The 23,353-nt window shown below is 70.0% G+C and carries 18 protein-coding genes; 12 read left to right on the top strand and 6 right to left on the bottom strand.

What is annotated here, in order from left to right:
• Position 1: 1 nt before the first annotated feature.
• On the bottom strand, positions 2 to 3,304 hold the full coding sequence (locus tag ACLIN4_RS24025; protein WP_411576193.1) for a type ISP restriction/modification enzyme: 3,303 nt from the start codon (positions 3,302 to 3,304) through the stop codon (positions 2 to 4).
• A gap of 593 nt (positions 3,305 to 3,897) precedes the next feature.
• On the opposite strand from ACLIN4_RS24025, the gene ACLIN4_RS24020 reads away from it, so the two are divergent.
• Positions 3,898 to 4,365: a hypothetical protein gene (locus ACLIN4_RS24020; RefSeq protein WP_289908742.1), complete on the top strand. Its 468-nt coding sequence runs from the start codon at positions 3,898 to 3,900 to the stop codon at positions 4,363 to 4,365.
• Between the two features lie 56 nt (positions 4,366 to 4,421).
• Here the strand turns inward: ACLIN4_RS24020 and ACLIN4_RS24015 are convergent, their stop codons facing one another.
• Positions 4,422 to 4,742: a hypothetical protein gene (locus tag ACLIN4_RS24015; RefSeq protein WP_411576192.1), complete on the bottom strand. Its 321-nt coding sequence runs from the start codon at positions 4,740 to 4,742 to the stop codon at positions 4,422 to 4,424.
• A gap of 328 nt (positions 4,743 to 5,070) precedes the next feature.
• Between ACLIN4_RS24015 and ACLIN4_RS24010 the strand changes: the two genes are divergently transcribed.
• The gene (locus ACLIN4_RS24010) at positions 5,071 to 6,597 is read left to right on the top strand and encodes a carboxylesterase/lipase family protein (RefSeq protein ID WP_307652113.1); all 1,527 of its coding nucleotides are present in this window, start codon (positions 5,071 to 5,073) and stop codon (positions 6,595 to 6,597) included.
• Positions 6,598 to 6,718: 121 nt separating this feature from the next.
• On the opposite strand, the gene ACLIN4_RS24005 is transcribed toward ACLIN4_RS24010, so the two are convergent.
• The 3 genes from ACLIN4_RS24005 to ACLIN4_RS23995 all read right to left on the bottom strand — a co-directional run bounded on the left by ACLIN4_RS24005 (position 6,719) and on the right by ACLIN4_RS23995 (position 10,081).
• Positions 6,719 to 7,582 carry a carbohydrate ABC transporter permease gene (locus ACLIN4_RS24005; protein ID WP_307652114.1) on the bottom strand — a complete coding sequence of 288 codons (864 nt, stop codon included), beginning with the start codon at positions 7,580 to 7,582 and terminating at the stop codon, positions 6,719 to 6,721.
• Positions 7,579 to 8,553: a carbohydrate ABC transporter permease gene (locus ACLIN4_RS24000; RefSeq protein ID WP_100049331.1), complete on the bottom strand. Its 975-nt coding sequence runs from the start codon at positions 8,551 to 8,553 to the stop codon at positions 7,579 to 7,581. Before ACLIN4_RS24000 ends, ACLIN4_RS24005 begins: the two co-directional genes overlap by 4 nt.
• 205 nt (positions 8,554 to 8,758) lie before the next feature.
• Positions 8,759 to 10,081 (bottom strand): ABC transporter substrate-binding protein, encoded by a 1,323-nt coding sequence (locus ACLIN4_RS23995; protein WP_307652115.1) that lies wholly within the window; start codon positions 10,079 to 10,081, stop codon positions 8,759 to 8,761.
• A 268-nt stretch (positions 10,082 to 10,349) separates the two neighbouring features.
• On the opposite strand from ACLIN4_RS23995, the gene ACLIN4_RS23990 reads away from it, so the two are divergent.
• From ACLIN4_RS23990 to ACLIN4_RS23980, 3 genes are all read left to right on the top strand, one after another.
• Entirely contained in the window at positions 10,350 to 12,773 is a 2,424-nt protein-coding gene (locus tag ACLIN4_RS23990) for a glycoside hydrolase family 2 protein (protein ID WP_307652116.1), read from the top strand.
• Positions 12,770 to 13,798, top strand: coding sequence for a LacI family DNA-binding transcriptional regulator (locus ACLIN4_RS23985; protein ID WP_307652117.1), 1,029 nt, complete (start codon positions 12,770 to 12,772; stop codon positions 13,796 to 13,798). Before ACLIN4_RS23990 ends, ACLIN4_RS23985 begins: the two co-directional genes overlap by 4 nt.
• Positions 13,799 to 14,255: 457 nt before the next feature.
• Positions 14,256 to 15,416: a cellulase family glycosylhydrolase gene (locus ACLIN4_RS23980; RefSeq protein ID WP_411576191.1), complete on the top strand. Its 1,161-nt coding sequence runs from the start codon at positions 14,256 to 14,258 to the stop codon at positions 15,414 to 15,416.
• A 114-nt stretch (positions 15,417 to 15,530) separates the two neighbouring features.
• Here the strand turns inward: ACLIN4_RS23980 and ACLIN4_RS23975 are convergent, their stop codons facing one another.
• A complete protein-coding gene (locus tag ACLIN4_RS23975; protein ID WP_411576190.1) occupies positions 15,531 to 17,315 on the bottom strand; it encodes an FAD-dependent oxidoreductase in 1,785 nt (594 codons plus the stop codon).
• A gap of 292 nt (positions 17,316 to 17,607) precedes the next feature.
• Between ACLIN4_RS23975 and ACLIN4_RS23970 the strand changes: the two genes are divergently transcribed.
• The 7 genes from ACLIN4_RS23970 (at position 17,608) to ACLIN4_RS23940 (ending at position 23,316) form a co-directional block, all read left to right on the top strand.
• Positions 17,608 to 18,816 carry a SchA/CurD-like domain-containing protein gene (locus ACLIN4_RS23970; RefSeq protein WP_411576189.1) on the top strand — a complete coding sequence of 403 codons (1,209 nt, stop codon included), beginning with the start codon at positions 17,608 to 17,610 and terminating at the stop codon, positions 18,814 to 18,816.
• A gap of 235 nt (positions 18,817 to 19,051) precedes the next feature.
• A complete protein-coding gene (locus ACLIN4_RS23965; RefSeq protein ID WP_019326886.1) occupies positions 19,052 to 19,519 on the top strand; it encodes a cupin domain-containing protein in 468 nt (155 codons plus the stop codon).
• On the top strand, positions 19,516 to 20,787 hold the full coding sequence (locus ACLIN4_RS23960; protein ID WP_289908748.1) for a beta-ketoacyl-[acyl-carrier-protein] synthase family protein: 1,272 nt from the start codon (positions 19,516 to 19,518) through the stop codon (positions 20,785 to 20,787). Before ACLIN4_RS23965 ends, ACLIN4_RS23960 begins: the two co-directional genes overlap by 4 nt.
• Entirely contained in the window at positions 20,784 to 22,064 is a 1,281-nt protein-coding gene (locus tag ACLIN4_RS23955) for a ketosynthase chain-length factor (RefSeq protein ID WP_107479788.1), read from the top strand. The genes ACLIN4_RS23960 and ACLIN4_RS23955 overlap by 4 nt, the downstream gene beginning before the upstream one ends.
• A gap of 77 nt (positions 22,065 to 22,141) precedes the next feature.
• Complete coding sequence (locus ACLIN4_RS23950; protein WP_107479789.1) at positions 22,142 to 22,411, top strand: acyl carrier protein; 270 nt, start codon at positions 22,142 to 22,144, stop codon at positions 22,409 to 22,411.
• Position 22,412: 1 nt separating this feature from the next.
• Complete coding sequence (locus ACLIN4_RS23945; RefSeq protein ID WP_100046658.1) at positions 22,413 to 22,892, top strand: SRPBCC family protein; 480 nt, start codon at positions 22,413 to 22,415, stop codon at positions 22,890 to 22,892.
• A gap of 88 nt (positions 22,893 to 22,980) precedes the next feature.
• Positions 22,981 to 23,316, top strand: a complete 336-nt coding sequence (locus ACLIN4_RS23940; RefSeq protein ID WP_100046659.1) for a TcmI family type II polyketide cyclase — start codon at positions 22,981 to 22,983, stop codon at positions 23,314 to 23,316.
• The last annotated feature ends 37 nt before the right edge of the window (positions 23,317 to 23,353 follow it).

Genomic DNA, 23,353 nt, shown 5'->3' with positions numbered 1-23,353 from the left:
CCTACGCTTCCTCGCCGGCCTCCTTTGGGAGCACAACGCGGCGATGGGGTTTGCGGGCCTTGTCGGGGACCGGCAGGATGCCGACTCTTTCAAGGTCAGCCGTAGTAATCGTGGGGGCGGCGAGGACGCGATCGAGCAGGTCTTGCTGGGCGGGCGCGAGGTCAACAAGTCGGCGCAGCACAGAAAGCAGTTCCATGAGCTCCCGCGACCAGTCGGCTGGCCAAGACTCGACATGCAAGTCGTCCAAGGGGCTGGTCTTGCGGCTGTTGGGGTTGGCCTTTCGGTAGCCGAACCATTTCTTAATGATCTGCATGCCGCCGACGTCGTAGTTCCACACTTCGGCTGGGACAGGACTGACATGCCCGCCGCCCAAGTGCAGGGTGCCGGTCATCTCGGCGTACCGGATTTCGGCGGGGACTTCCGCCCCGATGTGCTGGTCGTAACGAAGTCGGCGCGCATCGCCTAGCGGAAAGAGGACGTCTCCGGCCGGTCGGCCGTCTTCCGGATCGGGATAGCGCTCCCCGTACGTCGAGGCCCACAAGAGGCGCTTGCCCAGTTGCACCGCTTCGTGCCACAGGGCGGAATCGCGAGTGAGCGGCAGCCGCACGCCTGGGGTGAGGAGCTCCTCGGTGAACCGCTTAGTGAATCCGGCATGCCCAGCAACAGCCACCGCGTATGCAGCCAGATCGTGCACCGTGACGTCGTCGATGCCAAGTTGGGATGCAAGGTACGCGAGAAGGCGGGGATGCACGTTGGGAGTGCCGTCCGGATGAAGGATCGGCATGATCTTGCCCCCGCGGCCGTTGAAATGGTGGGTGTCGGGGAGCAGGGAGGTGGCAACGATCGCAGGCCCGGTTTCGATCTCGTGCGAGGACTGCTGGTTCAGGAAGAGCTGATCGGGCTGTATGGCTTCCCACAACGCCGGCCGGGCGAAGTCGATGACGCGGCTATCGGAGATCAGCCACTGCCGGTCGAAGCTCCGCATGGCGATGCGTACCAGGTCAGGCGCCAGGTTTGTTTCGACTGCGAGTTCCTGGGTGTGCGCCGGCTGTCCGGGCAAAGGATCCCTACTGGCGTGCAGCGAACGGTCCCGTGTCTCCTTGAGTAGCTCCGCCTTCTTAGCCAGATCGTTCTCGTGGATCAAACGCGCCCATCGCTTCTCAAGCACCTGCCTGCTGGGGCCGTTGACCCAGGAGCGGTTAGCAGTGATGCCCAGGCTCCCCCAGCGGAAGAGATCGTCGAGAGCGGGGAAGTCCTCCCACCCCGTCTCAGTGGCCGGGCGGAAGGGGCGGATGGCATCCGAGTGCGTGTCCTGCCAACCGTCGTCGTCCAGCCGGATCTCCTTGAGCTGGCGGTACTTGACGCCTCGCTTGCCGTGGACGGCGCGGTAATGGACACGGGCGGGCCGCTCAGGGTCGGTGTCTTTACTGCGGACGAAGATGCAGATGGCCAGAGGCTGGGCAACACCTGGGAAAATCCGGCTGGCCACATCGGGGCGGTGCCCTTCCGGAGACAGGTCGATAATCCAGCCCTCGTCACAGGTGCGCCGCAGGTAGTCCCGCATGCCACGCCCGCCAGGCCCAGTAGTGAACCCGGAGGGCGTGATGAAGCAGACGACTCCATGCTGGTCCTCCGGATGGGCGTCGAAGACCTTCCAGGTCGCCCAGCGCCAGAAGTAGACATAGAGGTTCTTCAGCACGTGCTCATAGCGGCCGTTACCAGGCCACTTGAAGGCCTCGATGGGAGCCACGCCCTGCGCGGGTGTGCCCTTCTCGACCCAGCCGCCGCGCCCCTTGGCCTTGTCGTCGTAGGGCGGGTTACCGATCGCAACGGTGACTGGCGTGCTGGCCTTCACCTGGTTCGCCCGTTTACGAGACTCCGAGATCACTCCGTACGTCGAGGCGAGGGTTTCCTCAGCCAGATACGGGTCGTCCAACGTGTCGGTGACGAAAAGCTTCATCCCATCCGGCGGTGCAACCGCGTGATGCCGCTTAAGCAGATCCGAGGTCCGCAGCTCGGCGACAGCGAAGGGCCCCATCTGCAGCTCGAAACCGATCAGGCGGTTCGCTAGATCACCTATCGCATCTGGCGTTGCTCCGGGGCCGAAGTTCTCTGCGGCCCAGGCGGCGACATGTTCAATGACCGCGTGGAGGTACGTGCCTGTTCCCATGGCTGGATCGACGATGCGCACGTTCTCGTCCGCATATCCGTCCGAGCGGCCCAGGCGTGTACGCAGCACGTCCTCGGTGAGACGCACCATTTCCTCGACCACTTCCCGCGGAGTGTAATATGAGCCGCTCTTCTGCCGTAGCTTCTCGTCGTACACTTCCAGGAACGACTCGTATAGGTGCAGATATGCATCCCGCCGGCCCTTACGAATCGATGCCCAGTCAACTGCGTCAATCACCTGAATGAGCAAATCGAGGCTGACCTCGAAGCTCACCGTGATGTTGTCGGTGAGGAGCTGAAGGGCCTTGCCCATCAAGGCATGCCCGGCGTCCAACCGCCGACCAACCTCATGCAGCCCCACCCCCTTCAAGGAGATGTTCTCGGTGCGCGCCAGCAGCAGCGCGAAAGTCACTGCCTGGGCATAGCCATCGGCGAAGGTGGCGTCATCAGCCGTCGGAAAGAGCAGTCTGCGCCAGTCGTTCTTCAGCCCTGTAAACCGCAACTCCTCAGGACGCCCACCCTCCGCCGCATACCTGCTCTCGAACTCCAATTGCTCCAGGACCGCCGCGCGTAACAGGCGACACAGCGGCGCAGTGCGCCGAACCAGAGCCGAGGCATGGCGGATTGGCTCGGGAACCCAGTGTAGGAAGGTCCTCAGGAGACTGTTGAACGCTGCGGGCTCACGAGCGGTTAGCGACCGTCCTGCACTGGCCAAGTCGCCCTCGAAAACGACCGGTGTGCCGATCTGCTCCCCGGTTCGAAAGAGTCGCCACTCCGTGCCGTTGGTGTAGAGCACGTTCGGCAGGTCACGCAGTCGCTCCCACTGCTTCTTGTTGCGCCCAGTGAACTTTTCCGGGTCAACAGAATGACCGGGACGTTTAACTTCGATGTAACCGACGATGTCGCCATGCACCTCGACGGCATAGTCGGGGCGTACACCCACGTCACGCAGAGGAGTTTCGGAGTGCCACAGAACTCCGTCCAGGGCATCATGACTGCCCACAGTCTCCAGGAGTTTCTGCATCGGCGGGCGGATGGACGCCTCAGGGTCGCCCGGGCCGTTCACCATGGCCTTGCACGACGCGCCGAAGGCTGATATCGCCTCCGAGAGCCAAGCGAACTGCTCCTGCGTCACTGCCGCACCCCCCACGAACTACCGATCATCACTTGATGGTATGTCAGGTCACCAGGAAGATCCAGACGAAGTCGCAGCGTGACATGAGGCGTTGAGGGAGCACGCGGAGTGCGGTGCGGGTCAACGCTTCGCAACAGGGGCAGGGGATCAGACAAGGCGGCGCCAGAACGGACCGTTGCTCTTGCGGCCCAGCCGTCGTCCCGACCGGCGGGGCACGGAGGGAACCGCGAAAGCCCACGCCCGCCCACGTTAGGGGCCGTGGACCATTCGTGGACCGATATGCGGTCCTCCACCTCATACAAGGCGCTGAACAGGAAGGATGCTGCGAGGTGCAGCGCCCTCCGGAGCCGTGTGCGCAGGTTCGAATCCTGCCGGGAGCACTTCGCATGAAGTGCCTGAAGACCCCGCCACCAGCGAGTTAGCTGGGTGCGGGGTCTTGTCGTATGCGCAGTCGGATGCGGCCGGTGACAGTGATCACGTAATGACCGCGTAATGATCTTGGCGGACTTTCTGGCAGGTCAGGCACCGTTTCAGGGCCGCGCGAACGCCCGTGCGTCTGGGCACGTGGAAGATCTTGTGGTGTCCTGCTCCCCGTGGCCGGTGTTCTCTCAGCTTTGATCGCAGTTCTGGGGACTCTGCTCGGCGTTGCCGTGACGCACCTGTTCCAGCGCCGAGCGGCTGCGCGTGACCAAATGTTCGCGGCTCAACAGCAGCTCCGCTCTGAGCGAATGACCGTGTACAGCGACTTCGCCGGAGCAGTAACCGAGTTCCGGCGAGGCCAACACGACCGCTGGCATCGCAAGGACGAGGACCCAGACGGCCCCGCCTTTTTCGAGGCTCGCGTTGAGGCGTACCGCCTTCGTGGGATCGCCCTCCATGCGCTGTTCCGAGTCCAGCTCATCGCAAGCAGCCAAACGGTGATCGATTCCGCACGACAGGCCTACGAACTGACGGCCGGGGCGCACGAAGCATCTGACAAGACGGAACTGAGTGCGCGTGGCAACCAGGCACGAGACGCGCTGGAGCACTTCGTGAAGCTCGCCTCCTCTGACGTGCGCTAACAGCGCGGAAGCCCCGGAAATCTCCGGGGCTTCTATGACCATCAGTTCACTTGGCTCTAGCCGTCCGAGTCCTCCCCCAAGCCCTTCAGGATCCGGTCGTTGATTTCCTGTTCCTGGCCGGCGACGCACTTCGCGTAGATCTTCAGCAACACATCCACCGAGTGCCCCGCACGCGCCGCCACTTCTGGAGCGGTCACGCCGGAGTTCAGCAACTGGGAGACACCCGCGTGCCGCAGGTCGTACGGTCGGGCCGCCAGGACGGACGAGACTTTCCCCGGCACGAAGGCAAAGCCGCGAGCCTGCTTCCACACCCGCAAGTACGACGACGTCCGTGACGGGCGTACCCGACCCTGGTCTCTTGGGCCCAGGCGGTTCACGCAAAGCGCTCTCCCCCGTCGCACGAGCTGAACCCGTCACAACCGCCCCCTCGCGGCACCGCCGCCGCCCCGGCTCGCCGCCGGCCCGGCTGCCTGCTGACGCTGCCCGGGCGGCTCGGTCGACGTCACTTCCCTCGTGGTACCAAGTGCAGGCGGGTGCCGCAAGTGCCGATTGTGGCCACTGGTGGACAGCTCGTCGTCCGCCCTTGCGGCTGCGATCCCTACGTCACGGTAAGGCTTTCGCCGATTCAAGGGGCCTTCACGGCTCCGTCGTCCGGGTGTTGAGCGAGACTTCCACGCAACGAGTCGACGAGCGTACGGAGTTGAAGTGGCCTTCCAGACGACGAGCGGCCGGGTACGGGGCAGGGAGACCGTCGACGGGGTCACTGCCGTGCTCGGGATCCCGTACGCGGCCCCGCCTTTCGGGGCCCTGCGTTTCCGGGAGCCGCGACCGGCGTCGGTCTGGGACGGGGTTCGGGACTGCACGGAGTTCGGTGCCATCGCTCCGCAGTCGGCGGAGTTGCCGGGGGCGCCGGTGTGGCGGGTCGGCGACGAGGACGTGCTCAGCGTCAATGTGTGGGTGCCGGAGCGGGTGGGTGGCGGTGCGCTGCCGGTGTTCTTCTGGATCCACGGGGGCGCCTACACCTTCGGGTCCTCCGCGCAGCCCGACTTCGACGGTACGGCCCTGGCCCGCGCCGGGCTGGTCGTGGTCAGTTGCAACTACCGGGTGGGTTTTGAGGGGTTCGGTCATGTGCCCGGCTTTCCCGAGAACCGCGGGCTGCTGGACCAGGTCGCCGCGCTTCGCTGGGTGCGGGAGAACATCGCGTCCTTCGGCGGCGACCCCGGTAACGTCACGGTCGCCGGGCACTCTGCCGGCGGGGGGTCGGTGGCCTGTCTGATGGCCATGGAGCGGACGCGGATCCGCGGACTGTTCCGGCGGGCCGTCGCGCACAGTGTGCCCAACGCCTTCTACACGGTGGGACTCGCCGCCGCGATCACCGAGAGGGTCGCGGCGCAGGGCGGGGTCGATCCGACGGCGAAGGGGCTGCTGTCCCTGTCGCCCGCGGAGTTGGTGGCCGCCTCCGACGCGGTCGCCGCGCGCTGCGGGGCCGAACCGGTGGCGGCGATCCACGCCTATGACTCCGTGATCTTCCAGCCCGTCGTCGACGGCGAGGTGCTGCCCGCGGACCCGCTGCGTGCCTTCGCCTCCGGGGCGGCGCGGGACGTGGACCTGCTGGTGTGCCACGCGCTGGAGGAGTACCGGTTCCTCCATGCGGTGGGAGCCGTGCGGGAGGTCACCACCGAGGAGGAGCTGGCGGACTTCGCCGAGGCCCTGTGCCTGCCGGCCCGCCTGGTCGACGGCTACCGTGCGCTGATGCCGGACGCCTCCGTGCTCGACCGCTACCTGGCCGTCTTCGGCGACGCTCAGTTCGGCGAGTACACCACCCGGCTCGCGGAGCGGCACGCGAGGGCCGGCGGGCGGGCGTACCTGGCCCGTTTCGCCCGCAGGCGCGGAGCGGCCAGGCCCTGGCACACCGGCGACGTCCCCTTCGCCTTCGGCAACCTGGACGCCGTCGGCGCCGACTTCCTCATCGGTGGCGCCCCCGACGAACACGACCGCGCCCTGTCCCGCCGCATGCTCCGTTCCTGGGCCGACTTCGCGGCCACCGGCGACCCGGGCTGGCCGGCGGTCAGCGCCGACACCACGCCGGTCAGGTGCTGGGGCGTTCCCGGTGATCACCTGGCCGACGACGACAGGTCCGGGCTCCGCGCCCTGTGGCGGGACGTCCGGTTCGGGCTGCTGGCACCCGGGCGGGTGACTGGGCGCCGCTCGCCCGGGTCTTCCGGCGGTTGAGGCCCGGCTTCCGGGGCGGAGCGGGCCACTCGTCACTCACTCGTCAGTTGTCACTCGTCACGGACTCATCACTCATCACTCGTCATTCGTCACGGCCTCATCACTCGTCACTCGTCCCTCGTCACTTGGTGGCCCCCTGCGCGAAGCCGTTGTAGATGTAGCGCTGGAGGAAGAGGAAGATCAGCAGCGTGGGGACGATCACGAGGATGGCTCCGGCGGAGATGTTCTCCCAGTGCGCCCCGAACGGTCCCTTGAAGCGGAACAGGGCCGTCGACATGGTGCCGAGTTCTTCCGAGGGCATGTACAGGAACGGGATGTAGAAGTCGTTGTACGTGGTGATGCCCTTGATGATGACCACGGTGGCGATCGCCGGCTTGAGCAGCGGGAAGATGATTTTCCGGTAGATGGTGAAGGAGTTGGCGCCGTCGAGCCGCGCCGCTTCGTCGAGGGACTTCGGGATCCCGCGGATGAACTGCAGGAAGATGTAGATCGACACGATGTCGGTGCCCATGTAGAGCAGGATCGGCGCCCAGCGGGTGTCGAACAGGCCGAAGCTGTTGACCACCTGGAAGGTGGCGACCTGGGTGGTCACGCCGGGCACCAGGGTGGCGATCAGGAACAGGGCCATGACCAGCTTCTTGAAGCGGAAGTCGAAGCGGTCGACGGCGTACGCCGTCATGGAGCCGATGATCACGGTGCCGGTGATGGAGAACAGCAGGATGAAGGCCGTGTTGCCGAACGCCGTCAGCATGTGGCCGTCGGAGAAGGCCGTGGCGTAGTTGGAGAAGTTGAGCCAGTCGTCCGGCAGGGCCAGTGCGCCCTGGCCGTCGGCGATCTCGTCGTAGGACTTCAGGGAGGTCAGGAAGACCACGAGGAGTGGGACCAGGACGACGAGGGAGGCGGCGATCAGCGACAGGTAGGTGAGCGCGGTGCCGATGCGGAGGCGTCGGCGGGGCCGGTCCTGGGCAGGGGCGGTGATGGTCATACGAGGTCCACCTTCTCGTCGGGCACGATGCGGCGCTGGATCCAGGTGATCAGCAGGATGACGGCCAGCAGCACGACGGCGCAGGCGGAGGCCAGGCCGGTCTTGTTGAACTGGAAGGCGAACTTCACCGTCTGGATGACGAAGGTCGAGGTCTCGGTCGCGCCGCCGGTCATGATGTACGGGATCTCGAAGACGGACAGTGAGCCGGAGATCGCCAGGATGACGCTGAGGCTCAGCACGGGGCGGATGCTGGGCGCGATGATGTGCCGGAACTGCTGCCACCGGCTCGCGCCGTCGAGCTGCGCGGCCTCGTAGAGCTCGCCGGGGATGGACTGGATCGCGCCGAGGAAGAGGACGAAGTTCAGGCCGGTGAAGCGCCATACGGACACGCCGGCGAGCGAGGTGTTGGCGGACTCCGGGCTGCCGAGCCAGGCGTGGCCGGTGTCGGCGCCGAACCAGGACAGGACGGAGTCGAGGGTGCCGCCGTCCTGGAAGAAGTAGAGGAAGACGAAGCCGATCGCGACCCCGTTGATCAGGTAGGGGAAGAACAGGATGCCCTTGAACAGGTTCCTGAAGCGCAGGTCGAAGCTGAGGACGGCGGCGAAGTACAGGGCGATGACGATCTGTACGGCGGATGCCGCGAGGTAGTAGAGGCTGACCGCGAAGACCTTGAACAGCTCGGGGCGGGTGAACAGCTCGGAGTAGTTGTCGCCGCCGACGAAGTTCCGGTCGGGGCTGACGCCGTCCCAGTCGGTGAAGCTGTAGTAGATCATGTTGCCCACGGGCACGTAGGTGAACGTGACCAGGAGCGCGAGGGGTGCCAGGAGGAAGAGCCACGGTGTGATGCGGCGCAACGGCCTCTCACGCCAGGAGGCGCCGCCCGGCGCGCGGTGCCGGGAGGAGCGTTCGGCCGTCCGGCCCGGTTCGGCGGGCGGGTGGGGCGGTGATGCGGTGGAAGCGGTGCGGGTCATTGCGGGGCCAGGGCCTTTCGTCGTCCGCTGAGGGCACTGGGGCGCGGGGCGGCGGCAAGGGCTCGCCGCACGAGGCATGGGGCACGCTCTGCACGCGCTCTGCACGGGCGTGGGGCGCGCTCCACGGGGGGCGCCGTGGCGCGGAATCCCTCCCGTCGAGGGAGGGACCCGGCTGGGGACCGGTTCGCGAGCCGGCCGTCCCGGTTCAGGAACCGGCCATCGTCCTGGCCTCGGACCAGCGCTTGTTCAGTTCGTCGAAGTAGCCGTCCAGCGATCCGTCCACGGCGCCGCGGGCGATGTCGATCAGCTTCTGGCGGTAGTCCGGTTTGGCCAGGCCGATCTCGGAGGCGTTGTCGATGGCGTTGACCTCGGCGGTGTCCGCCTCGGAGCGCTCCACCATCTTGACATCGTTGTCTACATACTCCTTGAGAGTGTCCGGCATACCCTCCGACTTCAGGGCGGAGACGGCGCCCTCCTTGGTGGCGTAGCCGGACTTCTCGGTGAACCAGTCGATCCAGGCGCGGGCCGCGGTCTTGTGGTCGGAGTGGATGTTGACGGCCTGCTGGTAGTCGGAGACCAGGGTGGCGCAGAACTTGCCCCCCGTCTGGGCCGGGACGGGCATGAAGCCGATGTCGTCGGGGTTCTCGCCGGCCTTCTCGGCGGCGTCCCGCATCTGGTTGATCGCCCACGAGCCGAGCATCATGCTGCCGATCTCGCCCTTGGCCAGCTGGGTCTTGGAGCTCTCCCAGTTGGTGGTGGCCGGGTCCTTCTCCGACAGCTTCCGGTGGACGATGTCGTGCAGCAGGGTGTCGAGCGTGTTGAGCTCCGTGCCCTTCTCCCAGGGTTTGGCCGTCTCGGCCAGCTTGTCCGAGGCCTGGGGGTCGCAGGCGACGGAGCCGACGCTGTTGGTCCAGGGGCTGCTGAGCGGCCAGCCGTCCTTGAAGTTGGTGTAGTACGGGGTGGCGCCGGTCTTCTCCTGGACGGTCTCGAGGTCGTCGAGGAACCGCTGGGTCGTGGTGGGCCAGTCGGTGATGCCGGCCTTCTTCCACACGGCCTTGTTGTAGACGAAGCCGTTGGCGGTGCCGAAGGTGGCGATGCCGTAGGTCTTGCCGCCGACGTCCGTCTTGTCGGTGAAGCGGTACGTGTCCTTCATGGACGAGGTGTCGCCGAGCGGCGCGAAGAACTTCGGGTAGTCGCCCTTGGCGATCACTGAGGGGATCAGCAGGACGTCGCCGTAGTCCTCCGTGTTCATACGGATCTTCACCTCACCCTCGTAGTCGGTGAGGCCCTCGAACTCGACCTTCACCTCGGGGTAGGTCTTGTTGAACTCGGCCGCGTACTTCTTCATCGTCCCGTCCTGGATCAGGTCGGTGCGGTTGGTCAGTACGGTGATGTTCCCGGAGACGCCGTCCGGGTTGACCGGTGCGGCGGCGGTCTCGTCGGCGTTCGGGCTCCCGCCCCCACTGCACCCCGCGACGGTCAGCATCGCGGTGGCGAGCAGAGCGACGCTCAGCGTCCTCTTCCCCATGTGCCCAGCTCCTTCCAAGGATCACGGCTCGGGCTCCGGTGGTTGTCGGCGACTATGTCAGCCGTCGATGAACCGGTAAAGCTCAGAACTTCACCGCGATACCCAATCGTTACCGGAGGCGGAAGGGTCCTTCATGGAACTGCTGGGTTGCGCCGTGGAAAGGCGAGGTTTCCTGTCAAGGAATGAGGGCTAGACCGGTTCACTTCTGTGGGGTTAGGTTGATCCGCATCGCACATGAAACGGGCCCGTCCCGCCTAAGGAGCCGCACATGAAGGAAGTCGTCCAGCTCACCGAGGGCTGGAGCCTGCGCCACAGCGAGGGGCCGCTGCCCGCTCAGGTCCCCGGCTGTGTCCACACCGACCTGCTCGCGGCCGGCCTGATCCCGGACCCCTTCCTCGGCGTCAACGAGAAGGAGGTGGCCTGGGTCGGCCGGCGCGCCTGGACCTACGCCCGCGACCTGGCGGGCACCGAAACCGCCGGCCACGGTCACGAGCGGAGTGATCTGGTCTTCGACGGACTCGACACGGCCGCGACCGTCACCCTGGACGGGCGGGAGCTGGGGCGCACCCGCAACATGCACCGCCGGTACCGCTTCGACGTCACCGGTCACCAGGGGCTGCTGGAGGTGGAGTTCGCCTCGGCCTACGACGAGGCCGCCTCGGTGCGCGCGCTGACCGGTGAGCGGCCCAACGTCTACCCCGAGCCGTTCCAGTACATCCGCAAGATGGCGTGCAGCTTCGGCTGGGACTGGGGGCCGACGCTGGTGACCGCCGGTATCTGGCGTCCGGTGCGGCTGGAGCACTGGTCGACGGCGAGGCTGGCCGAGGTGCGGCCCCTGGTGACGGTCGAGGACGGCACCGGCCGGGTCGAGTTGCGGGTGGAGGTCGAGCGCACGCGACAGGGCGCGGACCGTTCGCTCGCCGTGCGGGCGGCGGTCGGCGGCGTCGAGGCCCGTGCCACGGTCGAGGGGACGGAGGCCGTAGTGACGCTGGACGTTCCCGACGTCTCCCTGTGGTGGCCGCGCGGCTACGGCGCGCAGCCGCTCTACGACCTGGAGGTCACGCTGGCCGAGGACGCCCCGGGGGCGCGGCCGCTGGACTCCTGGCAGCGGCGGATCGGCTTCCGGAACGTGGAGCTGGACCGCTCCCCCGACGAGCACGGGACCGGGTTCACCCTGGTCGTCAACGGCGTACGGGTCTTCGCCCGCGGGGTGAACTGGATTCCGGACGACGTGTTCCCGTCCCGGATCACGCCGGAGCGGTACCGCCGGCGGCTGCGGCAGACGGCCGGGGCGGGAGTGGATCTGGTGCGGATCTGGGGCGGCGGGATCTACGAGGACGACGCCTTCTACGACGCCTGCGACGAGCTGGGTCTCATGGTCTGGCAGGACTTCCTCTTCGCCTGCGCCGCCTACCCCGAGGAGCAGCCGTTGCGCGGCGAGGTGGAGGCGGAGGCCCGGGACAACGTTGTCCGGCTCATGCCGCACCCGAGCCTCGTCCTGTGGAACGGCAACAACGAGAACCTGTGGGGTTTCCGGGACTGGGACTGGGAGCCCGCACTCGCCGGCGACTCGTGGGGCGGCGGCTACTACCTGGACCTGCTGCCGCGCGTCGTCGCCGAACTCGACCCCACCCGGCCCTACACGGCCGGCAGCCCCTGGTCGGGCTCGTGGGACCACCACCCCAACGACCCGGCCCACGGCACCCACCACTCCTGGGAGGTCTGGAACCGCCGGGACTACGCCGAGTACCGCGACTCGGTGCCCCGCTTCGTCTCGGAGTTCGGCTGGCAGGCACCCCCCGCCATGGCCACCCTGCGGCGCGCGCTGCCCGGCGAACGGCTCGCCCCCGACTCCCCCGGCATGCTGCACCACCAGAAGGCCGAGGACGGCAACGGCAAGCTGAACCGGGGCGTGGAGCGCCACTTCACGCTGCCCGAGGACGACTTCGACCGCTGGCACTACCTCACCCAGGTCGTCCAGGCCCGCGCCATAGCCACCGGCATCGAACACTGGCGCTCGCACTGGCCTGTGTGCGCCGGCACCGTCGTCTGGCAGATCAACGACTGCTGGCCGGTCAGTTCCTGGGCCGCCATCGACGGCGACGGCCGGCTCAAGCCCCTCTACCACGAGCTGCGGCGCGTCTACGCGGACCGGCTCCTCACCCTCCAGCCGGGCACCGACGGGCCGGTGCTCGCGGTGGTGAACCAAGCCGCCGAGCCGTGGCGGGCCCCGGTCACGCTGCGCCGGGTGCGGGCGGACGGCACCGAGGTGGCACGGCTGGTGCTCGACGTGGCGGTCGGCCCCCGGTCGGTGCGCCGGCAGGGTGTGCCGCGGGAACTGGTGCCGGACGAGCGTTCGGGCAAGGAACTGCTCGTCGCCGACTGCGACGGGCTGCGCGCGCTCCACGTTCCGGTGCCGGACAAGGACTTCGCGTATCCGGTGCCCCGCTACGACGTCGCCGTGGAGTCCCGGGTCGGTGGTGAGGCGAGTACTGTCGAGGTCGTGGTGACAGCACACACTCTCGTACGCGACCTGCTCCTGCAGGCCGACCGGCTCGGCCCGGACGCCGCCTGCGACACCGGACTGCGCACCCTGCTTCCCGGGGAGCGGGCCCGCCTGCGGGTCACGGGGGCGGCCGAGACCGGCGCCAACGCCGTGCGTGCCGCGCTGTACTGCGTGGAACCGGCGTGAGTGCACCCTCCGAACGCGTCACCATCAAGGACGTCGCCGCGGCGGCCGGGGTGTCCAAGGGCGCGGTGTCGCTGGCGTTCAACCACAAACCGGGCGTCTCCGAGGCCACCCGGGAGCGGATCTTCGCGGCGGCCCGGCATCTGGGCTGGGCCCCGAACTCCTCGGCCCGCAGCCTGTCGCGCCAGTCCGTCGACACCGTCGGACTGGCGATCTGCCGGCCGGCCCGGCTGCTGGGCCTGGAGCCGTTCTACATGGAGTTCATCTCCGGCATCGAGAGCGTGCTGGCCGAGCGGGACTGCTCGTTGCTGCTGCGACTGGTCGACTCCGTGGAGGAGGAGATCGGCCTCCAGGAGCGCTGGTGGCGGGAGCGGCAGATCGGGGGCTCCATCCTGGTCGACTTCCACCAGGAGGACCCGCGCATCGAACCGCTGCGGAAGCTGGGCCTGCCGGCCGTGGCGGTCGGCCACCCGTCCCTCACCGGGGGCTTCTCCTCCATCTGGACCGACGACGCCGCCGCCGTCGCCGAAGCGGTGCGTTACCTGGCGGCTCTGGGACACCGGCACATCGCGCACGTGGGCGGCCCCCGGGGCCTGGGGCACAGCGCCATCCGGACGACCGCCTTCGAACAGACCATGAGGGAACTCGGCCTGGAAAGCGGCCCGCACGCGGAGACGAGCTTCTCGGGCGACGACGGGGCGCGCGCCACCCGCTCCCTGCTCCTGGCCCGGGAGCGGCCCACGGCGATCCTCTACGACAACGACATCATGGCGGTCGCCGGGCTCGGCGTCGCCGCCGAGATGGGCATCTCGGTGCCGGACGACCTGTCGCTGCTGGCCTGGGACGACTCCCAGCTGTGCCGGCTGACCCATCCGACGCTGTCCGCGATGAGCCACGACGTGCACAGCTTCGGGGCCCAGGTCACGCGCGTGCTGTTCGAGGTGCTCGACGGGCGGGAGGTGGTCTCCCGGCCGGTGGCGACACCGTCGCTGGTGCCGCGCGCATCGACCGCCTCTCCCCGGGGCTGAGGCGGCGGTACGGAATTCGAGGGGCGTGGCGTGATGTCGCGCCCCTCAGGTGTGGTCGGGCGCTGGTGCGGTGGGTGCGGCTTCACGGCCTGGTTTACCGGTTAATGGCATTGACGATATGGGCGGACCTACGGACCGTCAATCAGTCATGCGATGACTATTTTCCCTGGTGACAGGCGCTTCCCGACATTCATATCCACTGGCCAGCCGGTTTAGCGGTTTAGCTTCTACGGCCCACGCCCCGCCCCTGAATGAATCGTGAACCGGCTATTGACATGGACGTAACACTCGATGCGTCATGGTGGGGCGACGGCCGTCAGGCACCTTGCCCGGCCGAAGTCGCCGCGTACCGCGACGAGTTGCTCGGTGCGTTCCGTTTCCACCACCGTGCGGCGCACCTTCCCCCTCCGGGAGTGGCCGCCCTTCGCCAGACATCGTTGTCAGACGTAGGAGAGACATGCGAAAGCCGAGAAGCACCCTGATCACGACGGCCGGCGTGGCGTTCGCCGCCGTCATGGGCCTGATGTTCCCGCTGACCGGGCCGTTCGCCGGCCGGGCCGAGGCCGCGCCCACCGGTATCCGCGTCAGCGACGGACGCGTCGTCGAGGCCGACGGGAACGACTTCGTCATGCGCGGGGTCAACCACGCCCACGCCTGGTACCCCGACCGCACGGGTTCCATCGCCGACATCGCGGCCAAGGGGGCCAACACCGTCCGCGTCGTGCTCAGCAGCGGCGACCGCTGGACACGGACGACGGCCTCGGAGGTCTCCGCCCTCGTCGGCCAGTGCAAGGCCAACAAGGTCATCTGCGTACTGGAGGTGCACGACACCACCGGCTACGGCGAGGACGGCGCCGCCACCACCCTGGACCGGGCCGCCGACTACTGGATCAGCGTGCAGGACGCGCTCCGGGGCCAGGAGGACTACGTCGTCGTCAACATCGGCAACGAGCCCTTCGGCAACAACAACTACGGCGAGTGGACCAACGCCACCAAGAACGCGATCGGCAAGCTGCGCGACGCCGGTTTCGCTCACGCCCTGATGGTCGACGCCCCCAACTGGGGCCAGGACTGGTCCGGCACCATGCGGGACAACGCGGCCTCGGTCTTCGCCTCCGACCCCGACCGCAACACCGTCTTCTCCGTCCACATGTACGGGGTCTACGACACGGCCACCGAGGTGCGGGACTACCTGAACCACTTCGTCGGCAACGGACTCCCCGTCGTGGTGGGCGAGTTCGGTGACCGGCACAGCGACGGCAACCCCGACGAGGACGCCATCATGGCGACCGCGCAGTCCCTCGGTATCGGCTACCTCGGCTGGTCGTGGAGCGGCAACGGCGGCGGCGTCGAGTACCTCGACATGGTCAACGGCTTCGACGCGAACTCCCTCACCGCCTGGGGCGACCGCATCTTCAACGGCCGCGACGGCATCGCCGCCACGTCGAAGACCGCCACCGTCTACGGCGGCGGTGGCGGCCCGGGCACGGGCACGGGCACGGCCCCCAACGGTTACCCGTACTGCGTCGACGGCGGCTCCTCCGACCCCGACGGTGACGGGTGGGGCTGGGAGAACAGCCGTTCCTGCGTCGTCCCCGGCGGCCCCGCGGACGGCTGACGACCGGGGCACGACAGCCCGCCGCCCCTGCCGGGGCCCGTCCGTCGGCCCGCCTCCCCGCCCTCGTGCGCGGGGAGGCAGTCGCCCGTCCGCGCCGCGGGCCCGCATCTCACCTCACGTCAGGGCCAGTACCGTCCGCACGACCTGCCGCAGCATGGACTCCGGGTGCGGGGCCGGGCCCGGGGAACGCCAAGCGACGAAGCCGTCGGGGCGGATGAGGACCGCGCCGCCCCGGGTCACCCCGTGGGCCCTCGCCCAGTCGGTGTCGTCGTCCTCCTGGACAAGGTCGGCCTCCGGGGTCCCGCCCACGCGGTACGACTTCAGCGGGACGCGCAGGTCGGCCGCCAGCAGGGTCGCCGCCTCGTGCCAGCCGGTGGGCTGGGCCGCGTCGCTGAGCAGGACGAGCGAGTCCTCGTAGAGGTCGAGGGTGGAGACGCGGGCGTCGCCGCCGCTCGGGCGGAGCCAGAGGTGGGGGGCCCGGCTGCCGGGGGCACCGGTGAGGCCCAGGCCCTCCGGGACCACGGGGGTCGCCGGGTCGGCGCCGACCACCGCGCCCTGGGGGTACCGGTAGCCGAGGGCCACGTTGAGGATGCCGCGCTGCGGGCCGCCGCCGGGGCCGGGGGCTCCGCCGGGCCCGCCGTCGGGGGCGCCGCCTGCCATGACCGGCGGCGGTGCGAAGCCCGGGTGGCTGTGCTCCACCGAGCGGGCCGCGGCCCGGGCGCTGGTGGCCTCGGCGACCGGGCGGCGTTCCGCGTCGTAGGTGTCCAACAGGCCCTCGCCCGCCCAGCCCTCCAGGACCGCGGCCAGTTTCCAGGCGAGGTTGTGGGCGTCCTGGATGCCCGTGTTGGAGCCGAAGGCGCCGGTCGGGGACATCTCGTGGGCCGAGTCGCCGGCCAGGAGGACGCGGCCGGAGCGGTAGCTGCGGGCGACGCGCTGGGCGGCGTGCCAAGGGGCCTTGCCGGTGATCTCGACGTCCAGGTCCGGGTCACCGATCGCGCGGCGGATGTGGGCGGCGCAGCGCTCGTCGGTGAAGTCCTCGACCGTTTCGCCCCGGTCGGGGTGCCAGGGGGCGTGGAAGACCCAGTTCTCGCGGTTGTCGACGGGCAGGAGGGCTCCGTCGGCGTCCTCGCCGGTCAGGTAGCAGACGATGAAGCGGCGTTCGCCCACGACGTCGGCGAGGCGGCGGGAACGGAAGGTGACGCTGATGTTGTGGAAGAGGTCGCCGGGGCCGCTCTGACCGATGCCGAGCTGCTCGCGGACCGGACTGCGGGGGCCGTCGGCGGCGATCAGGTAGTCCGCGCGGACGGTGGTGTGCTCGCCGGTCTCGCGGCTCTTCACGATCGCCGTCACGCCGTCGGCGTCCGGCTCGAAGGAGAGCAGCTCCGTGCCGAAGCGGAGGTCTCCGCCGAGGTTCGTGGCGTGCGTGAGGAGTTCGGGCTCCAGGTCGTTCTGGCTGCACAGGCACCAGGAGCTGGGGCTGAAGCGGGCCAGGCCGTTGCCGGGGTCGATCTGCTTGAACAGCCACTCCCCCGCGTCGCCGGCCAGCGTGGGCGTCTGGAGGATGCCGTGGTTGTCGGCGAGGGTGGCGGCGGCCCTGCGGATGTCCGCCTCGACGCCGGCCACCCGGAAGAGCTCCATCGTGCGGACGTTGTTGCCGCGCCCGCGGGGGTGGATGGAGGTGCCCGCGTGGCGCTCCACCAGGGTGTGCCGGACACCCAGCCGCCCCAGGAACACCGACATCGACAGGCCCACCAGGGAACCGCCGACGATGAGGACCGGGACGCGGTGGGCGGCTCCCGGGACGCTCCCGGTGGTACCGGGGGTCCCGGAGGACCCGGCGGACCCGGAAGTCCCGGAGGCCCCGGCGGGCCGGTCGGGCCGGTCGGCTCGTTCGTTCATCGTTGTTCGTCCTCCGTTGTGGCAGACGTCCGGGTCGGACCGTCGTGGCGTGACTGGCCCCGTGACAGGTGCGCGCGGGTGTGCGCCCGGGGCCTTCATGCATGCCCCGTACCGCCCGCCGAGGCCCGCGGCGGCTCAGGCTTCACCCGCTTAACCCTCCTGGTTCGCGGTCCCCGCGGGCACGGCTCACGATCGTGCTTACTGCGACCGCCGCACCCCGCCGTCCACGGCGCGCGCCGCGACGATCGCCGCCCCAGTCCACGAGAGGTACCCCGGAGAAGAGGTGGGCCGGATGACGGTCTCTCCCGTCGTAGCGACGGATGCCGTGTCGGCGGATGCCCTGTCCACGGAGGCCGCCGCGTCCGCGGCGACACCGGCCGCGGACGCGGACGGCGTGTCGATATCCGCGTTCGACGGAGCCCGTGTGCGGGTCGTCCTGATGCTGGACATCCACGACGGCATGCAGCAGGAGTTCCTGGACGCCTACGAGCGCATCCGCGACCGGGTGGCAGCCGTGCCGGGACACGTCAGCGACCAGCTGTGCCAGTCCCTGGAGAACCCCACCCAGTGGCTGCTGACCAGCGAGTGGGAGAGCGCGGCGCCCTTCCTGGCCTGGGTCAACAGCGACGAGCACCTGGACACCGTCGAGCCGTTGCAGGACTGCGTCCGCGACACCCGCTCCCTGCGCTACAGCGTCCTGCGGGAGACCCTCGGCGAGCCGGCGCCGTCCGCCGAGGCCGGTGCGGCCCTGCGGTCGGCCCCGCGGATCGGCGGCAACGTCGTACGGCACGCCCTGACCTTCACCGTGCGGCCCGGCAGCGAGGCCGAGGTCGCCCGGATGCTCTCCGAGTACGTGTCGCCGGACGCCCACGTGGACGACTCCACGCGGCTGCTGCGCACCTCGCTCTTCATGCACGGCAACCGCGTCGTGCGTGCCGTGGAGGTGCGGGGCGACCTTCAGGCGGCGCTGCGCCACGTCGCCCGCCAGCCCGGAGTACGGGCCGTCGAGGAAGCCCTCAACCCCCACCTGGAGCAGGACCGGGACCTTCGCGACCCGCGGTCCGCCCGGCGGTTCTTCACCCGCGCCGCCATGCCGGCCGTCCACCACGTGGCGTCCCGCGACGGCTCCGACGCGCGCACCCGGCGGCTCGCGCTGCTCTACCCGGTGCGGGCCGGCGCCGGTCCGGAACTGGCCCGGCTGCTCGCCCGGCAGGACGCGGCCGCCGCCCACGCCCCGGACGGTCCGCTCCTCGCCGCCACCGTCTTCCACCGCGACGACCTCGTCGTACGGCTCGTCGACGTGGACGGCGACCCCGAGGACTCGCCCGCGTCCGTCCTGGGGCTGCACGGCACAGCCGACGCCGTCGGCGCGGCCGCGCGGCTGCTGGACACCTCCGCAGTCGGCGTCGACGGGCCCCTGACGGAGCCCCGGACGCTGTCGCTGCTGCTCGCGCGGGCCCGTATGACGCCCCTGACCGACCGGCGCTCGCCCGCCACCTGAACCACGCGCCGCCGGACCGCGCCCCGGACCACCCGCCGGACCGACGGCACCGCCCCCGCGCCGGGCCGGCACGGCCCGGACCCGCGACCGACCTCCGCGAACCGACCTCACGACCCGACAACGCAACCCATCCACGCGGCCGGCCCGGGCCCGACGGCGCGCCCCCCACTGCCACGGCCGCGCGCACGGGTCTCCCCGACCTCCCCACCGTCTCCCCGCACCCGGAGTGAACGACATGACAGACCAGCAGGTACGCATCGTCTCCCTCGGCGACATCGCGCCGAACCGTCGCCGCGGCGGAGACCTCCGCGCCCTCCTCACGCCCACCACCGCCGGGTCGACCAGCGGCTTCATGGGCGTGGCCATCGTGCAGCCGGGCGAGCGCATCGCCGAGCACTACCACCCGTACTCCGAGGAGTTCGTCTACGTCACGGACGGCGCCCTGGAGGTGGACCTGGACGGTGTGCCGCACGCCCTCTCCACCGGGCAGGGTCTGCTGATCCCGCAGGACATGCGCCACCGCTTCCGCAACACCGGCGACACCGAGGCGCGTCTCGTCTTCCACCTGGGCCCGCTGGCCCCGCGGCCGGAGATCGGGCACGTCGACACCGAGGACGCGGCGGGCAACCCCCTGCCGCTCCCGGACCACGCCGGGTGCGCCGGGCACGAGCGTCCCGCCGCCGCGGCCGAGGCGGTGTCATGACCCGGCGTCGGGTCGCCGTCACGGGCATAGGCGTCGTCGCCCCGGGCGGGATCGGCGTGCCCCAGTTCTGGGGGCTGCTGTCCGAGGGCCGTACGGCGACGCGCCGCATCTCCCTGTTCGACCCGGCGGGGCTGCGTTCGCAGATCGCCGCCGAGTGCGACTTCCAGCCGCTGGAGCACGGGCTGGACCTCGCCACGGTCCAGCGCAGCGACCGCTACGTGCAGTTCGCGCTGGTCGCCGCCGCCGAGGCGGTGCGCGACGCGCACCTCGACATGGCGCAGGAGGACCCCTGGCGGGCCGGCGCCACGCTGGGCACGGCGGTCGGCGGCACGACCCGGCTGGAGCACGACTACGTACTCGTCAGCGAGCGCGGCTCGCGGTGGGACGTGGACGACCGGCGGGCCGAGCCGCACCTGGAGCGGGCCTTCACCCCGGCGACGCTGTCGTCGGCCGTCGCCGAGGAGTTCGGCGTGCGGGGGCCGGTGCAGACCGTGTCCACCGGGTGCACCTCCGGCCTGGACGCGGTGGGGTACGCCTACCACGCCGTGGCCGAGGGCCGCGTCGACGTGTGCCTGGCGGGCGCGGCGGACTCGCCGATATCCCCGATCACGATGGCCTGCTTCGACGCCATCAAGGCGACGTCGCCGAACAACGACGACCCCGCGCACGCCTCCCGGCCCTTCGACGCCGACCGCAACGGCTTCGTCATGGGCGAGGGCGCCGCGGTGCTCGTCCTGGAGGACCTGGAACACGCCCGGTCCCGTGGCGCGCACGTGTACTGCGAGATCTCCGGCTACGCCACCTTCGGCAACGCCTACCACATGACCGGGCTCACCAAGGAGGGCCTGGAGATGGCGCGGGCCATCGACACGGCGCTGGACATGGCCGGGCTGGACGGCTCCGCCATCGACTACGTCAACGCGCACGGCTCCGGCACCCAGCAGAACGACCGGCACGAGACCGCGGCCGTCAAGCGCTCGCTGGGCGAGCACGCCTACGCGACGCCGATGAGCTCGATCAAGTCCATGGTGGGCCACTCGCTCGGCGCGATCGGCTCCATAGAGCTGGCCGCGTGCGTGCTGGCGATGCACCACCAGGTGGTGCCGCCGACGGCCAACTACACGACCCCCGACCCCGAGTGCGACCTGGACTACGTGCCGCGCGAGGCACGGGAGCGGACGCTGCGGCACGTGCTGTCGGTGGGCAGCGGCTTCGGCGGCTTCCAGTCCGCGGTCGTGCTGAGCGGTACGGAAGGAGGGCAGCGATGAGCGGACCACAGCGGACCGGACGCCGTGCGCAGGACGGCGGCAGGCGTGCCGTCGTCACAGGCCTCGGCGTGGTGTCCCCGCACGGCATCGGGGCCGAGGCGCACTGGAAGGCGGTCGCCGACGGCACCAGCAGCCTCGGGCCCGTCACCCGGGAGGGCTGTGCGCACCTGCCGCTGAAGGTGGCGGGCGAGGTGCACGGCTTCGACGCGGCCGAGACGGTCGAGGGGCGGTACCTCGTCCAGACCGACCGGTTCACGCACTTCGCGCTGACGGCCACCGACCTGGCGCTGGAGGACGCCCGGTTCGGCCGGGCGGACGTCGAGTCGCCGTTCTCGGTCGGCGTGGTCACCGCGGCCGGGTCGGGCGGTGGCGAGTTCGGGCAGCGGGAGCTGCAGAACCTGTGGGGCCAGGGTTCGCGGTACGTGGGCCCGTACCAGTCGATCGCCTGGTTCTACGCGGCCAGCACCGGCCAGATCTCCATCCGCAACGACTTCAAGGGCCCGTGCGGTGTGGTCGCCGCCGACGAGGCGGGCGGCCTGGACGCCCTCGCGCACGCGGCGCTGGCCGTGCGGGGCGGCACCGACACGGTGGTGTGCGGCGCGACGGAGGCCCCGCTCGCCCCGTACTCCATCGTGTGCCAGCTGGGCTACCCCGAGCTGAGCGCCGCCGGTGACCCCGACCGCGCCTACCGCCCGTTCACGGAGGCGGCCTGCGGGTTCGCGCCGGCCGAGGGCGGCGCCGTGCTCCTGGTCGAGGAGGAGCGGGCGGCGCTGGAGCGCGGGGCGGACGTGCGGGCGACGATCGCCGGGCACGCGGCGACCTTCACCGGGCCGTCCCGGTGGGCCGAGTCCCGGGAGGGACTGGCGCGGGCCGTCCAGGGCGCGCTGGCCGAGGCCGGGTGCCGGCCCGAGGAGGTCGACGTCGTGTTCGCGGACGCCCTCGGTGTCCCGGAGGCCGACCGGGCCGAGGCCCTGGCCCTGGCCGACGCGCTCGGCGCACACGCCCGGCGGGTGCCGGTCACCGCGCCCAAGACCGGTACCGGACGGGCGTACTGCGCGGCCCCGGTGCTGGACGTGGCGACGGCGGTGCTCGCCATGGAGCACGGGCTGATCCCGCCCACCCCGCACGTGCTCGACGTCTGTCACGACCTGGACCTGGTCACCGGCCGTGCCCGGCCCGCCGAGCCGCGCACGGCACTGGTCCTCGGCCGCGGGCTCATGGGCTCCAACGCGGCGCTCGTCCTGCGCAAGGACGGCACCGCGCCCCGCACGGCATGAGGACCGACCGACCAACGCCAACCCCGAGTGAGCGCCGGCCCGAGGGCGGGCGCCGCCCCGAGTGAAGGAGACCCCGCATGACCGACCAACTGGACTACCAGGTGACCGTCGAGGAGCTGTCGACGCTGATGAAGCGCACCGCCGGCGTGCACGTCGACCCGATCACCCTCCAGCAGCAGGCCGACGACGGATTCGACACCTTCGGCCTGGACTCCCTCGGCCTGCTGGGCATCGTGGCCGAGCTGGAGAAGCGGTACGGGCTGGGCCTGCCCGAGCAGGCCGAGCGCTGCAAGACGCCCGCGGATTTCCTCGCGCTGGTCAACGGCGCCCTGAAGACGGGAGTGTGAGATGGCGGGCCACACCGACAACGAGATCTCCATCGCCGCGCCGATGGAGCTGGTCTGGGACATGACCAACGACATCGACAACTGGCCGCGGCTGTTCAGCGAGTACGCCTCCGTGGACGTGCTGGAACGCGACGGCGACCGGGTCACGTTCCGGCTCACCATGCACCCGGACAAGGACGGCAAGGTGTGGAGCTGGGTCTCCGAGCGGGTCGCCGACCCGACGACCCGCACCGTGCGCGCCCACCGGGTCGAGACCGGCCCCTTCCAGTACATGAACATCGTCTGGGAGTACGCGGAGACCGCGGACGGCACCCGGATGCGCTGGATCCAGGACTTCGCGATGAAGCCGGACGCCCCGGTGGACGACGCCTGGATGACGGACAACATCAACCGCAACTCGCGGACGCAGATGGCGCTGATCCGGGACCGGATCGAGCAGGCCGCGGGCGAACGGCGTACCGCCGCGGTACTCGCCGACTGACACCGCCGGGCCGGGGCCACCGGCCCGTCGGCCCAGTGGCACCCACGCAGTGACACGACGCAGTGACACCGAGGAAGGGCACCTCCCCATGCACCACACCCTGATCGTCGCCCGGATGGCACCCGGGGCGGCACCGGACATCGCGAAGGTGTTCGCCGAGTCCGACAGCGGCGAGCTGCCCCACCTGGTGGGCGTCAACCGGCGCAGTCTCTTCGAGTTCGGTGACGGCGTGTACATGCACCTCATCGAGAGCGACGAGGACCCGGCCCCGGCCATCGGCCGGCTGACCGGGCACCCGGAGTTCCGCAGGGTCAGCGAGCGGCTGGAGCCGTACGTCTCGGCGTACGACCCGGCGACCTGGCGCGGCCCGAAGGACGCGATGGCACGCTGCTTCTACCGCTGGGAGCGGAGCGCCGCCGGCTGACGGGCCGGCGGTCGACGCACCGCGCCGGGGTCGCCCA

It is taken from the genome of Streptomyces mutabilis (genome assembly GCF_046628145.1).
Taxonomy (GTDB): Bacteria; Actinomycetota; Actinomycetes; order Streptomycetales; family Streptomycetaceae; genus Streptomyces; species Streptomyces mutabilis.
This window is presented reverse-complemented; position numbering and strand designations above follow the sequence as displayed.

What these genes read in the sequence shown, in the direction of transcription:
- ACLIN4_RS24005 (WP_307652114.1), bottom strand. Translation starts at nt 7,582, where the DNA reads ATGACCATCACCGCCCCTGCCCAGGACCGGCCCCGCCGACGCCTCCGC.
- ACLIN4_RS24000 (WP_100049331.1), bottom strand. Translation starts at nt 8,553, where the DNA reads ATGACCCGCACCGCTTCCACCGCATCACCGCCCCACCCGCCCGCCGAA.
- ACLIN4_RS23995 (WP_307652115.1), bottom strand. Translation starts at nt 10,081, where the DNA reads ATGGGGAAGAGGACGCTGAGCGTCGCTCTGCTCGCCACCGCGATGCTG.
- ACLIN4_RS23990 (WP_307652116.1), top strand. Translation starts at nt 10,350, where the DNA reads ATGAAGGAAGTCGTCCAGCTCACCGAGGGCTGGAGCCTGCGCCACAGC.
- ACLIN4_RS23980 (WP_411576191.1), top strand. Translation starts at nt 14,256, where the DNA reads ATGCGAAAGCCGAGAAGCACCCTGATCACGACGGCCGGCGTGGCGTTC.
- ACLIN4_RS23975 (WP_411576190.1), bottom strand. Translation starts at nt 17,315, where the DNA reads ATGAACGAACGAGCCGACCGGCCCGACCGGCCCGCCGGGGCCTCCGGG.
- ACLIN4_RS23970 (WP_411576189.1), top strand. Translation starts at nt 17,608, where the DNA reads ATGACGGTCTCTCCCGTCGTAGCGACGGATGCCGTGTCGGCGGATGCC.
- ACLIN4_RS23965 (WP_019326886.1), top strand. Translation starts at nt 19,052, where the DNA reads ATGACAGACCAGCAGGTACGCATCGTCTCCCTCGGCGACATCGCGCCG.
- ACLIN4_RS23960 (WP_289908748.1), top strand. Translation starts at nt 19,516, where the DNA reads ATGACCCGGCGTCGGGTCGCCGTCACGGGCATAGGCGTCGTCGCCCCG.
- ACLIN4_RS23955 (WP_107479788.1), top strand. Translation starts at nt 20,784, where the DNA reads ATGAGCGGACCACAGCGGACCGGACGCCGTGCGCAGGACGGCGGCAGG.
- ACLIN4_RS23950 (WP_107479789.1), top strand. Translation starts at nt 22,142, where the DNA reads ATGACCGACCAACTGGACTACCAGGTGACCGTCGAGGAGCTGTCGACG.
- ACLIN4_RS23945 (WP_100046658.1), top strand. Translation starts at nt 22,413, where the DNA reads ATGGCGGGCCACACCGACAACGAGATCTCCATCGCCGCGCCGATGGAG.
- ACLIN4_RS23940 (WP_100046659.1), top strand. Translation starts at nt 22,981, where the DNA reads ATGCACCACACCCTGATCGTCGCCCGGATGGCACCCGGGGCGGCACCG.